Below are 22,026 nucleotides of genomic sequence, written 5' to 3'. Positions count from 1 at the left end.
ACGCGGGGCCGGACACGTGGCACAGGTCTCGTCGCGTCGGACCACAGGCTCAGGCGCGTGGTCGGGGGCGGCGCACGCGCACCGCACCGACGGCCGCGCCGGCCGTGGCGGCGAGCGCCACGACGACCGCGACGCCCCACACGCCCCAGGCGGCCGTGGTCGCGAGTCGGTCGGTGTCGTCGACCTGGCGCACGCGCGCGTCTCGGACCGCCAGGACGCGCAGGTCGGTGCCGCCGACCCGCTGCAGACCCCGTACCTGCCGCGCCGCCCGGTCGGCGTCGGGCGCGGTGGTGTCGAGCACCACGAGCCCGACGCCCAGGCGCGCGAGCGCACGCGGGACGTCGCGCGAGCGCAGCGCCTGACGGACCTGCGCCGCCTTGCGGTCCTCCCCCGCCACCGTCCGCCCGCCGACGACGAGCCGGTCGTCGGTCAGGGTGGTGCGGTCGAAGTAGCGGCCGGCCGGGTCGAGGACGGGACGTCCGTCGTTCCACGCCGGTGCGCGGTAGGCGGTGAACGGGAGCACCAGCAGGTCGCCCCGCACCTGCGACCGGGCGACGAGCTCGCGCGCCGTCTCCCAGGACGCCGGGTAGCGGACGGGCTCCAGCCGACCGCCGATCCCGTTCGCGAGGGCGGGCAGCAGCGCGAGCGGCAGCAGGACCCCCGCGACGGCCGGGACCGCGGCGAGGCGACGTCGGGCGGCGACCCGCACGAGCGCGTCGACACCGACCGCGAACGCCGCCACGAGCAGCGGAGCGACGAGGGCGAGGTACCGCGAGCCGTCGCGGAGCAGGGCCACGGCGCCCGCGCGTCGCACCAGGTCCTCGACGAGCTCCGGCGCGGCCCAGCCGAGGAGGGCGACCACGAGGCCGACCACCGCGACCGGCGCGAGCGTGACGAGCGTCGGGCGGTCGGTCCGCGCGAGGACGACCAACCCCCCGAGGGCGACCGCCCAGAGCACCACGGTGAGCACGAGCGAGAGGCCCGTCCCGCGGCCGTCGGGCACGACGTCGCCGTTCCAGATGCCGCCGAGCGACAGCGCCGTGCCGACGTGCCCGAGTGCCCCCTCGGCCCGCAGGGCGAACGCGGTGACTCCGAGCGGGTCGGCGTCGACCGGACCACGCAGCACCGACGTGACCACCCACGGCGCGTTGAGGACCACCGCCAGCACGACGACCCGCAGGTAGCCGAACCGACGTCCGGCGAGCAGACCCGCGACCAGGCCCATCACTCCCCCGGCCGGCGTGAGGGCGGCGCCGGCCAGCGCGAGCACCACCACGCGCGGGCGGGGGTCGTCGCGTCGCAGCTCGCCGACGAGCCAGAGCAGCCCCGCGTAGCCGAGCAGCATCGGCCACTGCCCGATCGCGAGGCGCTCCAGGACGTACGGGTTCCAGACGGCCAAGGCCGCTGCGGCGAGCCGACCGGTCGTTCCGAGCGTCGGGACGAGTCGCGCGCCACCGACACCGGCCAGCACGAGCGCACCGAGCAGCACGAGCCGTTGCACCACCTGCGGGTCGATCGCGGCACCGAGCAACGCCACCACCGCGTCGGACGGGACGGCGCGCGGCAGTGCACTGCCGAGGCCCCACAGGTCGTCGCGGTCGAGCGCGAGGTGCGGCACCCAGACCATGTCGTAGGAGAGGACGTAGCCGGGACGGAACCAGGGCAGGCCGACCAGCACCGCCAGCAGGGCGCTCCACTGCAGGACGATCGCGTCGCGCCACCGGCTCATGGTCCTCCTCGTTCGAGCCTCACCCTAGAGGTCGAGGGTGCCCCGCGCCGATGCTTCCGTCGGGCGACGGGACCAGGGGCTGGCTAGGGTGACCCGGTGACGAGCACCAGCCACCGCCTCTCGAGCGGCTCGACGGTCGCGCTCGGCATGGTCGGCATGAACGTCGCCATCTACGGGTTCACCGTGGCGGCCGCGCGGACCATGGTGCCGGCGGAGCTCGGTGCTCTCGTGGCCCTGCTCGGCGTCCTGCTCATGGGCAACGTCGTCTCGCTCGGCATCCAGGCGGTCACCGCGCGACGGATCGCCGTGGCGCCGCAGGACAGCGCCGACGTGATCGGCGTGGTGCTGCGGGTGACGGCCGCCGCCGCGCTCGCCGTGGGTGCCGTCGTCGCCCTGGCGTCGGTGGCGCTGGTGCCGCTGCTGCGACTCGACTCGGCCTGGCCCGTCGTGCTCGCGGGCGCGACCCTCGTCCCCCTGACCGTCATGGGCGCGCAGGCGGGCATCGCGCAGGGGTCGGAGCGCTGGCGCACCCTCACCGGCATCTACCTCGCCAACGGCTTCGGGCGGCTGCTGTGCGGCACCATCGCGGTGCTCGTCGTCCCGTCGGCGACGTCGGCGATGGTCGGGATCGCCGTCGGCGCGTGGGCTCCCGTGCTCGTCGGGATGCCCCTGCTGCGCGGACACCTGCGGCCGGCGCAGGGGGTGAGCCGTCGCCCGCTCGTCCGCGAGACGGTGCTCGGCTCGCACGCCCTGCTCGCCTACTTCGTGCTGAGCAGCCTCGACGCGCTCGTGGCCCGCAACCGGTTCGAGGCGCACGAGGCGGGCCTGTACGCGGCAGGACTCATCCTGTCGAAGGCCGCGTTGTTCGCGCCCCAGTTCGTCAGCGTCGTGCTCTTCCCCGACCTCGCCCGCGACGAGACCCGCCGCGCCCGCGCGCAGGCGGTGCTCGCGGTCGCCGGCCTCGGTGCGGTCGCCGTCGCCGCCACGGCCCTGCTCCCCCGCCTCGCCCTCGTGCTCGTCGGCGGCGCGCAGTACGAGGAGATCGCCGGGCGGCTCTGGCTGTTCGCCCTCGCCGGGTCCTGTCTCGCCGTCGTCCACCTGCTGGTCTTCGACGCGCTCGCCCGCCACGCCCACGGCGTCGTCGTCCTGGTGTGGATCGCCGCCGCCCTCGTCGTCGCCGTCGCCTACGGCTTCGACGTCCACCTCACCGGCCTCGTCACCACCGTCGCCACCGTCTCCGCTGCCCTCGCCCTGGTCGTCTGGTTCGTCCCGGGCCGCACCACCGCGCCACGCTGAGGGTCGGTCCTCGGGTCGGCCCTTCGTGGGCTTGCTGGTGCGCTGCCGCGGCTGGCGCTGGTGTGGTCTCCGCAAGGGCCTCGACCGGGCGGCTGGGTGGCCCGCTGGTCTGGGGTCTCGGGCTGTGGCTCGCGTGGGACTCAAGAATCTGCGTTCGTGCGTGGGACTCGAGGCTTCTGCGTTGGCTACGGGATCCCGTCACCAACGCAGAAGCGTTCGGCATCGCGCGCGCGAGGGAAGAAGCGTGGGTGCACTTGGGGGTGGGGTGGGCAGTGCTTCTCCCTTCTCGTGGCACGGTCCACGAGAAGGGAGAATCTCTGCCCCGTCTGACCCCGTCGGCGGTGGATTCTCCACGTGTACAGCGCTGAGAAGGTGGCAGATCCACCGCCGAGGGCGATGCGGTGGCAGATCCACCGCTCAGGGGGCGAAACGCAGAATCCTGCGTCCACCCCGAGCGCAACCCGCAGCCCGGGACCCCAGACCAGCGACCGCCCAGCCGCCCGGTCGAGGCCCTTGCGGAGCGCAGGACGAGTCGACGCCGCGCCAGCGCAGCCGCAGGTCGAGCGAGCGCTCAGCGACGTCGGCGGCTCCGGCTCAGTGGGCGGCCTCGTGCCAGGTGCGGCCGGTGCCGACGGAGACGTCGAGGGGGACGGAGAGCTGCGCCGCGGACGCCATCTGCTCGCGCACGAGGGTCTCGAGGACGTCGCGCTCGCCCTCGGCGACCTCGAGGACGAGCTCGTCGTGGACCTGCAGGAGCAGCCGCGACGTCAGTCCCTGGTCGCGCAGGGCTGCGTCGACGCCCAGCATCGCCACCTTGATGATGTCGGCGGCGGAGCCCTGGATGGGGGCGTTCAGCGCCATCCGCTCGGCCATCTCGCGTCGCTGGCGGTTGTCGCTGAGCAGGTCCGGCAGGTAGCGGCGGCGGCCGAGGATCGTCGCGGTGAACCCGGTCTGGCGGGCCTCCTCGACCACGCCGTGCAGGTAGGTGCGCACGCCGCCGAAGGTCTCGAAGTAGTCGTCCATGAGGCCCTGCGCCTCACCCGTGGAGATCTGCAGCTGCTGGCTGAGCCCGTACGCCGACAACCCGTACGCCAGTCCGTAGTTCATGGCCTTGATCCGGGCCCGCAGTCCCCCGTCGATGTCGGTGGGCTCGCGCTCGAAGACCTTCGTCGCCATCACGGTGTGGAAGTCGTGCCCGGAGCGGAACGCCTCGATGAGGTCGGCGTCCTCGGACAGGTCGGCCATGATGCGCATCTCGATCTGGCTGTAGTCCGCGGTCAGCAGGGTCTCGTACCCCTCGCCGACGACGAACGCCTCACGGATCCGGCGTCCCGACTCGGTGCGGATGGGGATGTTCTGCAGGTTCGGGTCGGCCGAGCTGAGCCGGCCGGTCGCCGCGATGGTCTGGTAGTAGGTCGTGTGGATCCGGCCGTCGGGCTGCACCGTCTTCTGCAGGCCCTCGACGGTCTGCCGCAGACGCGTCACGTCGCGGTGCGCGAGCAGGTGCTCCAGGAACGGGTGGCCGGTCTTGACGAACAGCTGCTGCAACGCCTCGGCGTCGGTCGTGTAGCCGGTCTTCGTGCGCTTGGTCCTCGGCATGTCCAGCTGCTCGAAGAGCACCTCCTGCAGCTGCTTGGGCGACCCGAGGTTCACCTCGCGACCGATCGCCTCGTAGGCCTCCTCCGCCGCTGCCGTCATGCGACCGGTGAACTCCTCGTGCAACGCGTCGAGGTGCTCGGAGTCGACGGCGATGCCGGCGGTCTCGGCGGCGGCGAGCACGTGCACCAGCGGCAGCTCGACGTCGCGCAGCAGCGTGAGCGCCTCCTGCTGCTCCAGCTCCTCCGCGAGCACGCCCCACAGGTCGAGCGCGGCGCGGGCCCGCTGGGCGGCGCCCTCGACGCCCGCGGTGTCGTCGTCGAAGGCCAGCTGGCCGGAGTCGTCGGCGGGGCTCAGGTCGCGCTTCAGCGCGCGCAGCGCGAGGTCGGCGAGGTCGTAGGAGCGCTGGTCCGGACGCACCAGGTAGGCGGCGAGCGCGGTGTCGGCCGCCAACCCGTCCAGCGACCAGCCCTGCGCCGCCAGGGCATGCCGCTGACCCTTCGCGTCGTGCATGACCTTCGGGCGGTCCGCGTCGGCCAGCCACGAGGCGAGCACCTTCTCGTCGGCCGGGTCGAGCGACTCCGGCGCGAGACTCACGGCACGGCCAGCGGCCGTGGCGACGGTGAGCATGTCGACGCGTGCGCCGACGGGTCGCAGCACGCCCGTGACCTCCACGCCGACCGGCTCGCGATCGGTGTGCTCGTCGAGCCACGCGGCCAGCGCTCCGGCGGCGGGACGGTCGACGACCACCTCGACGGCCGCCTCGTCGCTGCTCGACTCGTCACCACCGCCCAGGTACTCGAACAGGCGGGTGCGCAGCGCCGCGAACTCGAGGGCGTCGAACACCTCGTGGATGGCGTCGCGGTTCCACTCGGTGCTGAACGCGAGGTCGGTGGGCTTGGCCGGGAGGTCGAGGTCGCGCACGAGCGCGTTGATGCGCCGGTTGCGGAGCACGTCGTCGAGGTGGGCCCGCAACGACTCCCCCGCCTTGCCCTTCACGGCGTCGACGTCGGCGACGAGGGCCTCGAGCGAGCCGTACTGGTTGATCCACTTGGCCGCCGTCTTCGGCCCGACCCCGGGGACTCCGGGCAGGTTGTCGCTCGTCTCGCCGACGAGCGCGGCGATCTCGGGGTAGTGCTCGGGCGTGACCCCGTACTTCTCCTCGACCGCGGCCGGTGTCATCCGCGCGAGGTCGGAGACTCCCTTGCGGGGGTAGAGCACGGTGGTGGTGTCGGTGACCAGCTGGAGCGCGTCGCGGTCGCCGGTGCAGATCAGCACCTCCATCCCGGCTTCCTGCGCCTGGGTGGTGAGCGTGCCGATCACGTCGTCGGCCTCGAAGCCGTCCTTCTCGAACGCGGTGATGCCGAGCGCGGCGACGACGTCCTTGATCAGGCCGACCTGGCCCTTGAACTCGTCGGGGCTCTTGCTGCGGTTGCCCTTGTACTCCGCGTACTCCTGCACGCGGAACGTCTGCCGCGACACGTCGAACGCCACGCCGACGTGCGTCGGACGCTCGTCGCGCAGCACGTTGATGAGCATCGAGGTGAAGCCGAACACCGCGTTGGTGTGCTGTCCGGTGGTCGTGGAGAAGTTCTCGACGGGCAGGGCGAAGAAGGCACGGTAGGCGACGGAGTGACCGTCGATCAGCAGCAGTCGATCCACGTCGTCGACTCTAGACGCACCGGCGGACACTGGCCTGCGGCGTGTGCCTCGTGTGCGTGGTCGTGGGGTGGTCTCGTCGTGATGGTGCGCTGTCGTCGGACGCCTCGGACCTGCTGGTGCGCTGCCGCGGGAGCGGTGTGCTCGGTGGTGCGCTGCCGCAGGGGGTCTCGTCGTGCTGCTGCGCTGCCGCAGGGGTGAAGGCCAACGATGCTGCGTTTGCTACGGAATCCCGTCGTGAACGCAGAAGCGTTCGGCCTCGCACGCGTGGATGAAGAATCGTGGGTGCACTTTGCGTGGGGGTGACGAACGATTCTTCCGTGGTGTGGACCGTTCCACGCGAAGGAAGAATCCTTCCGCCGCTCAGCCCGCCATCGGTGGATTTCCAACCACAGGAGCGCTCCTGCGGTTGCAGATCCACCGACAGGACGCACGAACGCAGAACCTTGGCCCCTGAACGCAGAATCGAAGAATCGTGGATCCAAGGGCGGGCCCAGCCAGACCCCGAGACCCGAGGCCAGCCCCAGGCCCCCTGCCGGTCGAGGCCCCTTCGAAGACCGCCCCCAGCGAAGGCCGAGGCAGCGCACCAGCACGGTCACGACGAACGCAGGCAACGCACCAGCAGCCCAAGACCCGTTGCCACCGCACCGGACAATCACGACGCGCAGGGACGAAGGAGCCCCCGACCTCAGACCCGGCCGGAGCGGCGGTCGTCCTGGCGGCGGCGCAGCGTGCGGCGGACGGCGATGAGCTTGCCGGTGTCGCGGGAGTGGGTGGCCTTCGAGCTGAGCCGGGAGCGCAGGCGGCTGGCCTGGATGGCGCGGACGGCTGCGACCTGGGTGAACCCGATCTTCGTCAGGTAGCGGTGCGGCTCGCGGGCCATGAGCGGGATGGCCGCGACGACGATCTCGCAGGCGTTCTCCTCGCCGTACGTCGCGGCGGCCGACAGCAGCGTCGCGGCGACGTTGCGGCGACGGTGGCGCGGGGAGACCTGGATGTCGGTGACGATGAGGATGGGGGTGAGCGTGATCGGTGTCAAGGTGCTCAGGTCGCACACCGTCGCGCCGACGATCTCGTCCTCGACGAGGGCGACGATGATGCGCTTGCCGGGCTTGGCGAGGGTCTGCTCGATCGCCGACTCCGCCTCCGTCGCGGTCGGCTCGCGGAACAGCGACTGGTAGGAGAACGCCTCCGCGCCCTCCTCGTCGCTCACCGCGGCCGACTCGGCCCACAGGGCCACGAGCTCGGCCGCGTCCTCGGGCACCGCGTCGCGCATCACGATCGGCGAGCGAGTGGCCATGACGTCCTCGGCGGGTGTCGGGCGCGACCCCGGACGGACGGCTGTCACCATGGCCCGGTCGGGTCGTGCGATCTTCAACGAGCGAGAGGAGCCTACATGTTCGTGGGTAGCGGCACGCTCACCAACGTGGCCACCGTGCTCGTCGGGTCCGGGCTCGGCCTGCTGGTCGGCCAGCGGCTGCCCGAACGGGTGCGCACGACCGTCACCTCCGCGCTCGGTCTCGTGACGCTACTCATCGCCGCCGACGCCGCCCTCGCGGTCCGCAGCGACGCCCTGGTCGACGCGACGCCACGGGGCGCGCCGACGCTGATCGTCCTCGGCTCGCTGCTCGTGGGTGGCGTCGTCGGCTCGCTCCTGCGCTTGGAGGACCGGCTCGAGTCGTTCGGCGGTGTCCTGCAGCGAGCCCTGTCGCGGGGCGACGGCGGCGACCGCGACCGCTTCGTCCAGGGCTTCGTGGTCGCCTCGCTCGTCTTCTGCGTCGGCCCCCTCACGATCCTCGGCTCGATCAACGAGGGCCTCGGCCGTGGGGCGGAGCAGCTGCTCCTGAAGTCGGCGCTCGACGGCTTCGCGTCGCTCGCCTTCGCCGCCGCGCTCGGTGTCGGGGTGATGGCATCCGCCGTGGCCGTGCTGGTCGTGCAGGGATCGCTGACGCTCGTCGGGCTGGCCCTCGGCGAGGCGCTGCCGGCGGCCCACCTCGACGCGTTGGGCGCCACGGGCGGACTGGTCCTCGTCGGGGTGGCGCTGCGTCTGCTCGACCTGAAGGCCCTGCCGGTCGCCGACCTGCTGCCGGCACTCCTCGTGGCGCCGCTGCTCACCCAGCTGGCCGTCTCGCTGGCCTGAGCGGACTTCACAGAACTGTTACCTGTGGACTTTCGCGAAGGGGCCACCTCGGACCCCGGCGGGGATATAGTCCCCGGGACGACGGCGCCACAAGCGCTGCCCGAACTCCAGGAGTCCTGCGTGCGACTGACATCCAAGGTCCTCGTGTCGGCGTTCCTGGCGTGTCTGGTCGTCCTGGTGCCACTCGGCGCCTCGGCCACCAGCACGCCCACGCCCAGCGCGAGCCCGACGGCGCCCACGGCGCCGGCCACCCCGCCGGACGGCGCCTACATCGGCGTCACGCTGCAGAACAGCGGTGACGACAAGGCCCCGATCCCCGGAGCGACGCTGAGCGTCGCCTCCTCCTCCGGCACCGAGGTCGGCGAGGCGGTGACCGACCCGAACGGACGCGCCTTCATCGCCATCCCGGAACGGGGCAGCTACGTCGTCACCCTCGACACCGACACGCTGCCGTCGGGGATCCAGTTCGCCGGCAGCAACAAGCGCACCGTCGACGCGCTCCTGGACGGCGGCAACTTCGCCCAGTTCCAGATCGGCGTCGTCGAGCAGGCCGGGCCCTCGCTCGGTGAGCGCTTCGCGGGCGCCATGGTCAACGGCGTGAAGTTCGGCCTGATCATCGCGCTCGCCGCCCTCGGCCTGTCGCTGATCTTCGGCACCACGAAGCTCACCAACTTCGCGCACGGCGAGATCATCACCTTCGGCGCGATCGCCACCTACGTCGCCAACCGCGCCTTCGGGCTGCCGGTCATCCTCGCGATCGTCGTGGCGGTCCTCGCCTCGGCGGCCTTCGGCTGGCTCCAGGACAAGTTCCTGTGGAAGCCGCTGCGCAGCAAGGGCATCGGCATCATCGCGATGATGATCGTCTCGATCGGCTTCGGTCTGCTGCTGCGCAACGTCTTCCAGTACACGTTCGGCGGCTCGCGCGAGTCGCTCTCGCAGTACGTCAACCAGACGCGCAAGTCCTATGGTCCGTTCGCGCTGGCCGACAAGGAGATCGCGATCATCCTCGTCTCGATCGTCGTGCTGACGGTCACGTGCGTGGTCCTCATGAAGACCCGCCTCGGCAAGTCGATGCGCGCCGTCGCCGACAACCCGGCACTGTCGGCGTCGTCCGGCCTGCGCGTCGACGGCGTCGTGCGGTCGGTCTGGGTCCTCGGCTGCGCCCTGACGGGTCTGGCCGGCGGCCTGCTGGCGGTCAACAGCCAGGTCAACTTCCTCATGGGCTTCAAGCTGCTGCTGCTCGTGTTCGCGGCCGTGACCCTCGGCGGCCTCGGCACCATCTGGGGCGCGCTGGTCGGGTCGATGATCATCGGCATCATGGTCGAGGTCGGCACGCTGCAGATCGGCATCTGGCCTGGTGTCCCGTCGTCCATCAAGGAGGTCGGCGCCCTCGTGGTGCTCATCCTCATCCTGCTGATCAGGCCCCAGGGCATCCTGGGCCGCGCCGAGCGGATCGGCTGAAAGGGATTCCCATGGACTTCGGAACCATCCTCAACGCCGCACTGTCGCAGGCCCTCGGACCGCAGGCGATCGTCTTCGCCCTCGCGGCCATCGGCCTCAACATCCACTTCGGCTACACCGGCCTGCTGAACTTCGGCCAGGCCGGCTTCATGGCCGTCGGCGCCTACGGCCTCGCCGTCACGGTCGTCACCTACGACCAGTCGTTCTGGCTCGGCGTCGTGGTCGCGCTCCTCGCCCCCGTGGTGCTGGCGCTCGTCCTCGGTGTGCCGACGCTGCGCCTTCGGGCGGACTACCTCGCCATCGCCACCATCGCGACGGCGGAGATCCTGCGTCTGGTGTTCGGCGCCGTGGAGACCAAGGACGTCTTCGGCGGCTCGAACGGCCTCACCGGCTTCGCCAAGACCTTCCAGGACCTCAACCCCTACTCCGGCGGCGTCGACCTCGGCGTCGTCCGGTTCCGCCAGGACGACCTGTGGTCGCTGACCGTCGGCTGGGTCCTGGTCGCGCTCGGCTGCCTCTTCGTGTGGCTGCTCATGCGCAGCCCGTGGGGACGCGTGCTGCGCTCGATCCGCGAGGACGAGGACGCCGTCCGCTCGCTGGGCAAGAACGTGTTCGCCTACAAGATGCAGGCGCTCGTGCTGGGTGGTGTCTTCGGTGGTCTCGCCGGCCTCTTCCTCGCACTGAAGCAGGCGTCGGTCGTGCCGAGCGACTACTCCACGAACGTGACGTTCTTCGCCTACACCGCGCTGCTCATCGGCGGCGCGGCCCGCGTGCTCGGTCCCGTCATCGGCGCCATGATCTTCTGGCTCCTCATGGGCGGCATCGGCTCGTTCTTCAGCCAGGCCACGTCCGGCTCGAACCCGCTCATCCCCGACTGGGCGATGAGCGACATCCAGGCCAGCCTGGTCCGACTCATCCTCGTCGGCCTGGGCCTCATGCTCCTGATGATCTACCGACCGCAGGGGATCTTCGGCGACCGGAAGGAGCTGGCGATCGATGCCCGCTGACACCACCCCCACCACCGACCCGCTCGCCGGGGTCGCGAACACGCCCGGTGTGAAGAAGCCCGACGCGATCCTCGTCGGCTCCTCCATCACGCGGCAGTTCGGCGGCCTGAAGGCCGTCGACGTCGAGCACGTCGAGATCCAGCGCGGTGTCATCACGGCGCTGATCGGCCCCAACGGTGCCGGCAAGACGACGCTGTTCAACCTGCTGACGGGCTTCGACGCACCGGACACCGGCGAGTGGTCGTTCAACGGCCAGTCGCTGCAGAAGGTGCCGGCCTACAAGGTCGCTCGCCGTGGCATGGTGCGCACGTTCCAGCTGACGAAGGTGCTGTCGCGCCTCACCGTCATCGAGAACATGCGGCTCGGGGCCACGGGCCAGCGCGGCGAGCGCTTCTGGTCCGCCCCCTTCCGTGCCCTGTGGTCCGGCCAGGAGGACTCGATCACGACACGTGCCGACGAGCTGCTCGCGCGGTTCAAGCTCGACGCCAAGCGCGAGGACTTCGCCGGCTCCCTCTCGGGCGGCCAGCGCAAGCTGCTGGAGATGGCCCGCTCGCTCATGGTGGACCCCGAGCTGATCATGCTCGACGAGCCCATGGCCGGCGTGAACCCGGCCCTCAAGCAGTCGCTGCTCGGCCACGTGAAGTCGCTGCGCGACGAGGGCCGCACGGTGCTGTTCGTCGAGCACGACATGGACATGGTGCGCGACATCTCCGACTGGGTCATCGTCATGGCGCAGGGCAAGATCGTCGCCGAGGGCACCCCCGACCAGGTGATGTCCGACCAGGCCGTCATCGACGCCTACCTGGGCGCGCACCACGACACCGACATCACCGAGCTGGACGAGACCGAGCTCGAGCAGGCCACCGAGGCCGAGCTCGACCAGGAGGCCTGACATGGCAGAGATCCACGAGCCCGGCCAGGACGCCGGACGCGAGGCCGCACGCGACGCGAACTTCGCCGAGGAGCGCGCGAAGCACCAGAAGGGCGCCGACGGGGCCATCCTGCGCGCCGACGGTCTCATCGCCGGCTACCTGCCCGGCGTGAACATCCTCAACAGCGCCGACCTGTACTGCCAGCCCGGCGAGCTCGTCGGCATCATCGGCCCGAACGGAGCCGGCAAGTCGACGCTGCTCAAGTCGCTGTTCGGCCTGGTGACGATCCACGAGGGCAGCGTGACGCTGAAGGGTGAGGAGATCACCAACCAGCGCGCGGACCAGCTGGTCACCAAGGGCATCGGGTTCGTCCCCCAGACGAACAACGTGTTCCCGAGTTTGACCATCGAGGAGAACCTCGAGATGGGCTGCTACCAGGCGCCGAAGACGTTCACGGAGCGCTTCGCGTTCGTCACCGACCTGTTCCCGCGTCTCGGCGAGCGCCGCAAGCAGCGCGCCGGGTCGCTGTCCGGTGGTGAGCGTCAGATGGTCGCCATGGGTCGCGCCCTGATGATGGACCCTCAGGTGCTGCTGCTCGACGAGCCGTCCGCCGGCCTCTCCCCCGTCCTGCAGGACGAGGTGTTCGTGCAGACGCGCAACATCAACAAGGCCGGCGTCTCGGTCATCATGGTCGAGCAGAACGCCAAGCGATGCCTGCAGATCTGCGACCGCGGCTACGTCCTTGACCAGGGCCGCTCCGCCTACTCGGGCACCGGCCGCTCGCTCGGCAACGACCCGAAGGTCATCGAGCTCTACCTCGGCACGCTGGGCAAGAAGGCGAGCTGACCGCTCCGCCCAGCTCGACCCCGGAGGCCCCCGACGCGAGCGTCGGGGGCCTTCCACGTGTGCGGGGTGAGATTCCCAGGTCGACCTGGGAATCTCCCGCGAGGCACGGTTCGCTGCCTGGCTGCCCGGTTTCCTTCCACAAGGCACGGTTCTCTCAGCCACGCACGGAGAGCTTTCCGTGCGTGGCTGAGGAAATCGTGCCTGGAGCTCGCGCCGCGCCGCCTACGAGGCGTCCTACGGTCCTGGGTCGACGAGATTCCCAGCTCGACCTGGGAATCTCGTCGACCCGCCCCTGGAGTCGGCCGGTGGTCGAAGCAAACGACCCTGGGTCGCTGGTTCCTCCCACGAGGCACGGTTCTCTCACCCACGCACGGAGAGCTTTCCGTGCCTGCCTGAGGAAATCGTGCCTGGTGCCCGCGCCGCTCCTCCTGGGAACATCCGAGCGTCGTGCGTCGCAGAGATTCCCAGGTCGACCTGGGAATCTCGCTCACCGTTGGTGTCATCCGCAGGTGAGTGGAATCCCCTCACGTCAGGAGAACCAGCGGTACCGCCAGACATGACGAGGCCCCCGGGGGGAACCCGGGGGCCTCGTGCGGGACGTGCTCGACGTCAGTGGCTCAGATCGTGCCGCTGATGTAGTCGACCGCCTTGTAGGTGTTGTCGGCGCCGTACTCGTAGATGCCGATGGAGGCGGCCGTCGGGCTGCCCGTCTCACCCAGCTCGATGGGGCCGGAGACACCGTCGTAGTCGATGTCCTTGCCGTCCTTCAGGAGCGCGGCGCAGTCCTTGAACGTCGTGCACTTCTCGCCGTCCTTGGTGATGCCCGGGATCTCCTTGGCGATCTTGTCGCCCGCGTCGCTGTCGGCCTTGATGGCCGCGAGCGCCGACACGATGACCGCGTCGTAGGACTCGGCCGCGTAGGAGTAGTCCTTCAGCTTCGGGTCGACCTCGAGGAGGCGCTTCTTGAAGTCACCGGACGTCTCGGCGCCGGGGATGGTGCCCTTCGTGCCCTTGAGCGTGCCCTCGGGCAGCTTGCCGCTGTAGTCGGCCGTGTTGCCGTCGACGAAGTAGGTCGGGACCTTCTGCGGGCCGACGTCGGCCTGCACCAGCTGCGGGATGATCGTGGTGGTCTCCTCGAAGGCGACGAGCACGATCGCGTCCGGCTTGCTGTCGGCGATCTCCTGGACCTGCGAGTCGTAGGACTGCGCGTTCTCGCCGTAGAAGACCGTCGCGGCGACCTTGGAGCCGGCGTTCTCGAGGCCCTTCTTGATCTCCGAGGCCAGCGTCTCGCCGTAGGCGTCCTGACGGGCCAGGATCGCGACGTTCTGGCGACCGTCCTGGACGAGCAGGTTCGACATCACGGCACCCTGGAGGATGTCCGAGGGCGCGGTGCGGAAGTACAGGTCGGGCTTGGCGTAGTCGCCCTTGTCGAAGTCGGTCGACGTGTTGGCGGGCGAGAACATCACGGTGCCGGCCGACATGATCTTGTCGATGACCGTCATCGAGACGCCCGAGGACGCAGCACCGACGATGACGTCGGAACCGGCGTCGAGCAGCTTGTCGGTCTCGGCCGGGGCGATGCCCGAGTCGGTGTCGCCCGAGTCGCCCTTGACGCCCTTGACGTCCTTGCCCAGCACGCCGCCGTCGGCGTTGATGTCCTTGATCGCGAGGTCGACGCCCGCGAACTCCGGCGGGCCGAGGAACGCGAGGCTGCCGGTCTGCGGGAGCAGGGTACCGATCGTGAGCGTGCCGTCGGCCTTCGAGGCCGAGGCCTTGTCGCCGCTGTCGCTGCTCTCGTCGTCGCTGCCGCTGCCTCCACCACAGGCGGCGAGCACGAGCGCGCCGGCCGCGGCGACCGCGGCGAGCCGCATGGTCCTGGTACTGCGCTTCATTGATCCTCCGGGAACTCTGGTCCGACCCCCGACGGGTCGAGCCGTAGGACGAAACTAGTCGCCGCGGGGGTCGCGCAGGTCGGGCTCGTGTGAAAGTCCTGTTTCGTAGTCAACTTGTAATACGGATCGCTCACTCGGGTGAGGGATCGGCGCCCGGCACACCGTGCTCCACGACCCGTTCGGCGACCGTGCGCATGGACATGCGCAGGTCCATCGCCGTCCGCTGGATCCAGCCGAACGCCTCCGGCTCACTGAGTCCCAGGGCAGCCTGGAGCTGCGCCTTGGCGCGCTCGACGACCTTGCGGGTGGCGAGCTGGTCGGTGAGGTCCTCGACCTCCGCCTCCAGGGCGGCGAGCTCCGCGAAGCGGCTGCGGGCCATCTCGATGGCGGGGACGAGGTCGGAGGCCGTGAACGGCTTGACCAGGTAGGCCATCGCGCCGGACTCGCGGGCCCGGTCGACGAGGTCGCGCTGGCTGAACGCGGTCAGCATGACGACGGGCGCGATCCGCTCCCCCGCGATGCGGCTGGCCGCGGCGATGCCGTCGAGGCGCGGCATCTTGACGTCCATGACGACCAGGTCGGGCCGCAGGGCCGTGGCGAGCTCGACCGCCTCGACACCGTCCGCAGCCTGCCCGACGACGTCGTAGCCCTCCTCGGCGAGCATCTCGGCGAGGTCGAGCCGGATGAGCGCCTCGTCCTCGGCGATGACGACGCGGGGACGGTCGGCGGGCTCGCCCGTCACAGAGGGGTCGTCGGTGCGGGGCGTCTCGGTCGGTCGGCTGGTCACGTGAGAAGGTTAGCGGGCACGTGCGGCGCGCCGACTTGGCGGAATGGTAGACGCGACGGTCTCAAAAACCGTTGTCCGAGAGGGCGTGCGGGTTCGAGTCCCGCAGTCGGCACCAGCGCGACCGCGGACCGTCAGTCCGACCCGCGCCCCGTCTGCTCCTGCAGCCGCTCGATGTGCTCCGAGGCCTCCGCCTTCGTGAGGTCGGCCGAGAGCGTCTCGCCAGCGTCGCGGGCGAGCGTGTCGAGATAGGAGCGCTGCGCGCCGGTCATCGGCTCGTCGCCGGTGACCCAGTCCTGCGGGTCCTTCTCGGTGGTGCCGCCAGCGTCCGCGCCGAGGACGTCGGAGTCGGGCGTGGAGCCTGCCGTGGGGCCAGGGGACGTGTTCGACGACGTGTTCGATTCAGTCATGTCCCCACCGTACGTCCGGACGCCGACACCCGCCCGTCGAGCGTCGGCGCCGGGCTCAGCCCTCCTCGGCGGGGTGCTCGTAGGCAGGCACGACGCGGTTGATCGCGTCGCCCATGCGGTGGATCCGCAGCGCGTTCGTGGAGCCGGGGATGCCGGGCGGGGCGCCGGCGACGATGACGACCTCGTCGCCGTGCGAGCACCGTGCGACCTCGAGCAGACGCTTGTCGACCTGCAGCACCATCTCGTCGGTGTGCTTGACCTCGGGCACGAGGAACGTCTCGACGCCCCACGTGAGCGCGAGCTGGTTGCGGGTCATGGGGTCGGGCGTGAACGCGATGACCGGGATGTGCGAGCGGTAGCGCGACATGCGGCGGGCGGACCCGCCGATCGTCGTGAACGCGACGACGTAGCGTGCGTCGATCGCCTCGGCCACCTGCGAGGCACCGCGGCAGATGATGCCGGTGCGGGTCTTCGCCTGCCACGTGTAGGCGGCCATGCGCGGCAGGCCGTGGTCCTCGGTGGACTCGATGATGCGCGCCATCGTGCGCACTGTCTGGATCGGGTACTCCCCCACGCTCGTCTCGCCGGACAGCATCACCGCGTCGGCGCCGTCGAGCACCGCGTTGGCGACGTCGGACGCCTCCGCGCGGGTCGGGCGCGGGGCCGAGATCATCGACTCGAGCATCTGGGTGGCGACGATCACCGGCTTGGCGTTGCGCCGGGCCTTCTCGACGATCAGCTTCTGCACGATCGGCACGTCCTCCAGCGGCAGCTCCACGCCGAGGTCGCCGCGCGCGACCATGAAGCCGTCGAAGGAGTCCATGATCTCGTCGAGGTTGTCGACGGCCTGCGGCTTCTCGATCTTGGCGATGACGGGACGGTGGATGTCGAGCTCGTGCATGACCCGACGGACGTCGTCGGCGTCGCGGGCGTTGCGCACGAACGAGAGCGCGACGAAGTCGACGCCCTGGCGCAGCGCGAACCGCAGGTCCTCGACGTCCTTCTCGCTCATGGCGGGGACGCTGACCGCGACGCCGGGCAGGTTGATGCCCTTGTTGTTGCTGAGGCGTCCCGCGGTCTCGCAGATGGTGACGACGTCGTGCCCGGTGACCTCGAGGGCCCGCAGCCGCACGCGGCCGTCGTCGATGAGGATCTCGTCGCCGGGCGAGACGTCGCCCGGCAGCCCCGAGTATGTAGTCGACGCACGCTCGGCGTCGCCGGGGACGTCGTCGGTGGTGATGGTGAAGCGGTCGCCGACGGCGAGGTCGACGGGGCCGTCGGCGAAGCGGCCGAGCCGGATCTTCGGACCCTGGAGGTCGGCGAGCACGGCGATCGCCTTGCCGGTGCGCTCGGCGGCGGCACGCACGTAGCCGAGGTTGGCCTCGTGGTCGGCATGGTCGCCGTGGCTCATGTTGAGGCGGGCGACGTCCATGCCCGCCTCGGCCAGCTGGAGGATACGCTCGGCGGTCGCGACGGCCGGTCCGAGCGTGCAGACGATCTTGGCTCTACGCACCCCACGACCCTATCGACACCCGGGGTGTACCGGCGAGTCACTTGGTGGGCCCGCGCAACAAAAGACGCTGAGAGTTCACCGGGCCCGCGACCCCCGGCGCATCCCCCTGCAGGACACGACGACGAAGGGGTCGGGAGCTGCGGCTCCCGACCCCTTCGTGCGGCGACCTGGGCCGCCGGCACCCACGCGTCGCTCAGACCATCAGCGGACGGTCGTTCGGCTTGATCGGCCGCGGCAGCGGGCTGCGCCCGCCGGTCAGGTAGGCGTCGACCCCGGCGGCCGCGGAGCGTCCCTCGGCGATGGCCCAGACGATGAGCGACTGGCCACGGCCGGCGTCGCCGGCCACGAACACGCCCGGGACCGACGACATGAAGTCGCGGTCGCGGACGATGTTGCCGCGCTCGTCGAGGTCGACGCCGAGCTGCTCGACGAGACCCTCGCGCTGGGGGCCGGTGAAGCCCATCGCGAACAGCACGAGCTGCGCGGGGATCACCTTCTCCGAGCCGGGCACCTCCTCGAAGCGGCCGTCCTTCATCTCGACCTCGACGATGCGCAGGCCGGCGACGTTGCCGTCGTCGTCGCCGACGAACTCCTTCGTGGAGACGGCGTACTTGCGCTCGCCGCCCTCCTCGTGCGCGGACGCGACGCGGTAGACCATCGGGTAGGTCGGCCACGGCTGCGTCTCGGGCCGGTCGTCGCCGGGCTGCGGCATGATCTCCAGGCTGGTCACCGAGCGAGCGCCCTGGCGGATCGACGTGCCGAGGCAGTCGGCACCGGTGTCGCCGCCGCCGATGATGACGACGTCCTTGTCGGTGGCCAGGATCTGGTCCTGCACCTCCTCGCCGACCGCGACGCGGTTGGCCTGCGGCAGGAACTCCATCGCCTGGTGGATGCCGGCGAGCTCACGCCCCGGGGCGGGGAGGTCGCGGCGCACGGTCGAGCCGATGGCGAGCACGACGGCGTCGTAGCGGTCGCGCAGCTGGCTGCCGGTGAGCGTGTCGCCCACCTGCACGCCGGTGCGGAACACGGTGCCCTCGCGCTGCATCTGTTCGACGCGACGGTCGACGTGCACCTTCTCCATCTTGAACTCCGGGATGCCGTACCGGAGCAGGCCGCCCGCCTTGTCGTCGCGCTCGTACACCGCGACGGTGTGACCGGCGCGGGTCAGCTGCTGCGCGACGGCGAGGCCGGCCGGACCCGAGCCGACGACGGCCACGGTCTTGCCCGTGAGGTACTCCGGCGGCTCGGGGCGCACGTTCCGCCACTCCCACGCGCGGTCGATGATCGAGACCTCGACGTTCTTGATGGTCACCGGCTCGCGGTTGATGCCGACGACGCACGCCGTCTCGCACGGGGCCGGGCAGAGCCGACCCGTGAACTCCGGGAAGTTGTTGGTCGCGTGCAGCCGGTCGATCGCCTCGATCCAGTCGTCGCGCCAGACCAGGTCGTTCCACTCGGGAATCAGGTTGCCCAGCGGGCAGCCCTGGTGGCAGAACGGGATGCCGCAGTCCATGCAGCGTCCGGCCTGCTCCGTGATGATCGGGAGCAGCGCCTTGCCCGGTCCACCGGGGTAGACCTCGTTCCAGTCGTTCACCCGCTCCTCGACGGGGCGGCGCGGGGCCACCTGGCGGGGGGTCGTGATGAAACCTCGGGGATCAGCCACGTGCGGCCACCTCCATCATGCGTGCGGTCGTGTCGTCCTCGGACAGGCCCTCGGCCTCGGCCTCGGCCTTGGCGTCGAGCACCTTGCGGTAGTTGACGGGCATGACCTCGGTGAAGCGTGCGAGCGACTGCTCCCACGCGCCGAGCAGCTGCTCGGCCACGGCGGACCCGGTCTCCTCGTGGTGCTTGACCACGAGGGCGTGCAGCGCCTCGGCCGCCTCCGACCCCGCCTCGACGGTGTTCAGCGCGACCATCTCGGGGTTGACGAGCGAGTGGTCGAGGTCCAGGACATAGGCCTGACCGCCGCTCATGCCGGCCGCGACGTTGCGGCCGGTCGGTCCGAGGATCACCACGGTGCCTCCGGTCATGTACTCGAGTGCGTGGTCGCCCACGCCCTCGACGACGGCCGACGCACCGGAGTTGCGCACGCAGAACCGCTCGCCGACCTTGCCGCGCAGGAAGATCTCGCCGCTGGTCGCGCCGAAGCCGATGACGTTGCCGGCCACGATCTGCGCCTCCGCCGCGAACGTCGCGTCGCGCGGGGGTCGCACGACGAGCCGTCCACCGGAGAGACCCTTGCCGACGTAGTCGTTGCCGTCGCCCTCGAGGCGCAGCGTGATGCCGCGCGGCACGAACGCGCCGAAGGACTGGCCCGCCGACCCGAGGAAGGTCAGGTCGATGGTGTTCTCCGGCAGGCCCTCGCCGCGGTACCGCTTCGTCAGCTCGTGGCCGAGCATGGTGCCGACCGTGCGGTTGACGTTGCGGATGGGCAGCTGCGCACGCACCGGCTCGCCCCGCTCGAGCGCGTCCGCGCTGATCCGGATGAGCTCCGCGTCGAGCGCCACGTCGAGCCCGTGCTCCTGGCCACTGGTGTTGCGCAGCGACGCACCCTCCGGCAGCTCGGGCACGTACAGGATCGGCGAGAGGTCGAGGTGCTGGGCCTTCCAGTGGTCGACGGCCTGGCGGACGTCGAGCACCTCGGCGTGGCCCACGGCCTCGTCGATCGAGCGGAAGCCCAGCTCCGCGAGGTACTCGCGCACCTCCTGCGCCAGGAACTCGAAGAAGTTCACGACGTACTCCGCCTTGCCCGAGAACTTCTCGCGCAGCTGGCGGTTCTGGGTCGCGACGCCGACCGGGCAGGTGTCGAGGTGGCAGACGCGCATCATGATGCAGCCGCTGACGACGAGCGGTGCGGTCGCGAAGCCGAACTCCTCGGCCCCGAGCAGCGCCGCCACGACGACGTCGCGTCCGGTCTTGAGCTGGCCGTCGCACTGCACGACGATGCGGTCACGCAGGCCGTTGACGAGCAGCGTCTGCTGGGTCTCGGCGAGGCCGAGCTCCCACGGACCGCCCGCGTGCTTGAGCGACGTGAGGGGCGAGGCGCCCGTGCCGCCGTCGTGGCCGGAGATCAGCACGACGTCGGCCTTGGCCTTCGAGACGCCCGCCGCGACCGTGCCGACGCCGACCTCGGAGACCAGCTTGACGTGCACGCGGGCCGACGGGTTGGCGTTCTTCAGGTCGTGGATGAGCTGCTTGAGGTCCTCGATCGAGTAGATGTCGTGGTGCGGCGGCGGCGAGATGAGGCCGACACCCGGCGTCGAGTGACGCGTCTTGGCCACCCACGGGTACACCTTCGGTCCGGGCAGCTGGCCGCCCTCGCCGGGCTTCGCGCCCTGCGCCATCTTGATCTGGATGTCGTCGGCGTTGCTCAGGTACTCGCTGGTGACGCCGAAGCGTCCCGACGCGACCTGCTTGATCGACGAGCGACGCTCCGGGTCGTAGAGCCGCTCGGGGTCCTCGCCACCCTCGCCGGTGTTGGACTTGCCGCCGAGGCGGTTCATCGCGATGGCGAGCGTGGTGTGCGCCTCGCGGCTGATGGAGCCGTAGCTCATCGCCCCGGTGCTGAAGCGTTTGACGATCTCGGCGGCGGGTTCGACCTCGTCCAGGGGGATCGGCTGGTCCGCCGGTTTCAGCTCCATCAGCCCGCGAATGGTCAGCAGGCGTTCGGACTGTTCGTTGATCGCCTTGGCATAGGCGGCGTAATTGTCGGGCTTGTCGCCCCGCACCGCGTGCTGGAGATTGGCGACGGATTCGGGCGTCCAGGCGTGATCCTCGCCGCGCAGGCGATACTGGTAGATGCCGCCGACATCGAGCATGCCTTCGTAAAGCGGGCTGTCGCCATAGGCCTGGCCGTGGCGCAGCACCGCTTCTTCCGCGATCTCGGCAAGCCCCGCGCCGCCGATCGTGGTGGCGGTGCCGGTGAAGAAATCGTCGACGAAATCCTGCGCGAGGCCGACCGCGTCGAAGATCTGCGCGCCGCAATAGGACTGGTAGGTCGAAATGCCCATCTTGGACATGACCTTCAAAATGCCCTTGCCGACGGCCTTGACGAAATTCGCCTCGACCTTTTTCGCATCGAGCTGCGGCAGCTTGGTGGCGCGCAGATTCTCAAGCGTCTCGAAAGCGACGTAAGGATTGATCGCTTCCGCGCCGTAGCCCGCAAGCGCGCAGAAATGATGCACTTCGCGCGCTTCGCCGGTCTCGACCACCAGGCCGGTCTGCATGCGCAAGCCCTGGCGCACCAGCTGATGGTGCACGGCAGAGGTCGCCAGCAGGGCAGGCATCGGGATCCGGTCCGGCCCCTGTTCGCGGTCCGACAGGATCAGGATCGTGTGGTCCTGCAACACCGCTTCGGTCGCGGCCCAGCACATTTCCTTGATCGCCATGGCGAGGCCGTCGGCCCCGGTGCTGGCATCCCAGGTGGTGTCGATGGTCGCCGTGCGGAAGGCACCGTCCAGCGCGACTTCGACCGAGCGGATCTTGGCCAGATCCTCGTTGGTCAGGATCGGCTGCGCGATTTCGAGGCGCTTGTGCGATCCCGCCTCGCGCCCGAGCAGATTGGGGCGTGGGCCGATCATCGACATCAGGCTCATCACCAATTCCTCGCGGATCGGATCGATCGGCGGATTGGTGACCTGGGCGAAGTTCTGCTTGAAATAATCGTAAAGCATTCTTGGTTTGTCACTTAAAACAGCCAACGCTGAATCGTCACCCATAGAACCTAAAGGATCACGCAAATCATGAACCATGGGCATCAACATAAATTCTAAAGTTTCAGTGGTGTAACCAAAAGAACACATTCTGGCAAGCAACTCCGCC

Annotated in this window: 15 protein-coding genes and 1 tRNA gene; 7 read left to right on the top strand and 9 right to left on the bottom strand. The window is 70.2% G+C overall.

Going from position 1 to position 22,026, the window contains the following annotated elements; all coding sequences use genetic code 11:
* Positions 1-49 precede the first annotated feature (49 nt).
* Entirely contained in the window at positions 50-1,729 is a 1,680-nt protein-coding gene (locus tag A6Q81_RS07625; protein WP_286690064.1) for an MmpA family trehalose lipid delivery protein, read from the bottom strand.
* 96 nt (positions 1,730-1,825) lie between these two features.
* Here A6Q81_RS07625 and A6Q81_RS07620 point away from each other — a divergent pair, with 96 nt between their 5' ends.
* Complete coding sequence (locus A6Q81_RS07620) at positions 1,826-3,025, top strand: hypothetical protein (protein WP_067858128.1); 1,200 nt, start codon at positions 1,826-1,828, stop codon at positions 3,023-3,025.
* A gap of 594 nt (positions 3,026-3,619) precedes the next feature.
* Here the strand turns inward: A6Q81_RS07620 and polA are convergent.
* Positions 3,620-6,283, bottom strand: a complete 2,664-nt coding sequence (gene polA / locus A6Q81_RS07615; RefSeq protein WP_286690063.1) for a DNA polymerase I — start codon at positions 6,281-6,283, stop codon at positions 3,620-3,622.
* Positions 6,284-6,968: 685 nt separating this feature from the next.
* Entirely contained in the window at positions 6,969-7,580 is a 612-nt protein-coding gene (locus tag A6Q81_RS07610) for a GNAT family N-acetyltransferase (protein WP_067858134.1), read from the bottom strand.
* A 96-nt stretch (positions 7,581-7,676) separates the two neighbouring features.
* On the opposite strand from A6Q81_RS07610, the gene A6Q81_RS07605 reads away from it, so the two are divergent.
* The 5 genes from A6Q81_RS07605 (at position 7,677) to A6Q81_RS07585 (ending at position 12,606) form a co-directional block, all read left to right on the top strand.
* Positions 7,677-8,420 carry a DUF554 domain-containing protein gene (locus A6Q81_RS07605; protein ID WP_067858135.1) on the top strand — a complete coding sequence of 248 codons (744 nt, stop codon included), beginning with the start codon at positions 7,677-7,679 and terminating at the stop codon, positions 8,418-8,420.
* Between the two features lie 120 nt (positions 8,421-8,540).
* Positions 8,541-9,881: a branched-chain amino acid ABC transporter permease gene (locus tag A6Q81_RS07600; protein WP_144433749.1), complete on the top strand. Its 1,341-nt coding sequence runs from the start codon at positions 8,541-8,543 to the stop codon at positions 9,879-9,881.
* 11 nt (positions 9,882-9,892) lie between these two features.
* Entirely contained in the window at positions 9,893-10,888 is a 996-nt protein-coding gene (locus A6Q81_RS07595) for a branched-chain amino acid ABC transporter permease (protein ID WP_286690062.1), read from the top strand.
* Positions 10,878-11,780: an ABC transporter ATP-binding protein gene (locus A6Q81_RS07590; protein WP_286690061.1), complete on the top strand. Its 903-nt coding sequence runs from the start codon at positions 10,878-10,880 to the stop codon at positions 11,778-11,780. The genes A6Q81_RS07595 and A6Q81_RS07590 overlap by 11 nt, the downstream gene beginning before the upstream one ends.
* A gap of 1 nt (position 11,781) precedes the next feature.
* Entirely contained in the window at positions 11,782-12,606 is an 825-nt protein-coding gene (locus A6Q81_RS07585; RefSeq protein ID WP_083516390.1) for an ABC transporter ATP-binding protein, read from the top strand.
* Between the two features lie 617 nt (positions 12,607-13,223).
* Here the strand turns inward: A6Q81_RS07585 and A6Q81_RS07580 are convergent.
* On the bottom strand, positions 13,224-14,498 hold the full coding sequence (locus A6Q81_RS07580) for an ABC transporter substrate-binding protein (RefSeq protein ID WP_286690060.1): 1,275 nt from the start codon (positions 14,496-14,498) through the stop codon (positions 13,224-13,226).
* 130 nt (positions 14,499-14,628) lie between these two features.
* Positions 14,629-15,240, bottom strand: a complete 612-nt coding sequence (locus A6Q81_RS07575; protein ID WP_286690078.1) for an ANTAR domain-containing response regulator — start codon at positions 15,238-15,240, stop codon at positions 14,629-14,631.
* 74 nt (positions 15,241-15,314) lie between these two features.
* On the opposite strand from A6Q81_RS07575, the gene A6Q81_RS07570 reads away from it, so the two are divergent.
* Positions 15,315-15,400: transfer RNA gene (locus A6Q81_RS07570), tRNA-Leu, on the top strand.
* A gap of 16 nt (positions 15,401-15,416) precedes the next feature.
* On the opposite strand, the gene A6Q81_RS07565 is transcribed toward A6Q81_RS07570, so the two are convergent.
* The 4 genes from A6Q81_RS07565 to gltB form a co-directional block, all read right to left on the bottom strand.
* A complete protein-coding gene (locus A6Q81_RS07565) occupies positions 15,417-15,692 on the bottom strand; it encodes a DUF3072 domain-containing protein (protein ID WP_286690059.1) in 276 nt (91 codons plus the stop codon).
* A gap of 55 nt (positions 15,693-15,747) precedes the next feature.
* On the bottom strand, positions 15,748-17,205 hold the full coding sequence (pyk, locus tag A6Q81_RS07560; protein ID WP_286690058.1) for a pyruvate kinase: 1,458 nt from the start codon (positions 17,203-17,205) through the stop codon (positions 15,748-15,750).
* Positions 17,206-17,398: 193 nt separating this feature from the next.
* On the bottom strand, positions 17,399-18,868 hold the full coding sequence (locus A6Q81_RS07555) for a glutamate synthase subunit beta (protein ID WP_286690057.1): 1,470 nt from the start codon (positions 18,866-18,868) through the stop codon (positions 17,399-17,401).
* A partial coding sequence (gene gltB / locus A6Q81_RS07550) for a glutamate synthase large subunit (protein ID WP_353681412.1) occupies positions 18,861-22,026 on the bottom strand: 3,166 nt, incomplete at its 5' end. The genes A6Q81_RS07555 and gltB, both read right to left, overlap by 8 nt.

It is taken from the genome of Aeromicrobium sp. REDSEA-S38_B2 (genome assembly GCF_001628525.1).
GTDB classification, from domain to species: Bacteria; Actinomycetota; Actinomycetes; order Propionibacteriales; family Nocardioidaceae; genus Aeromicrobium; species Aeromicrobium erythreum.
Note: the sequence above shows the minus strand (reverse complement) of the source record. Positions and strands in the feature narration are given on the sequence as shown.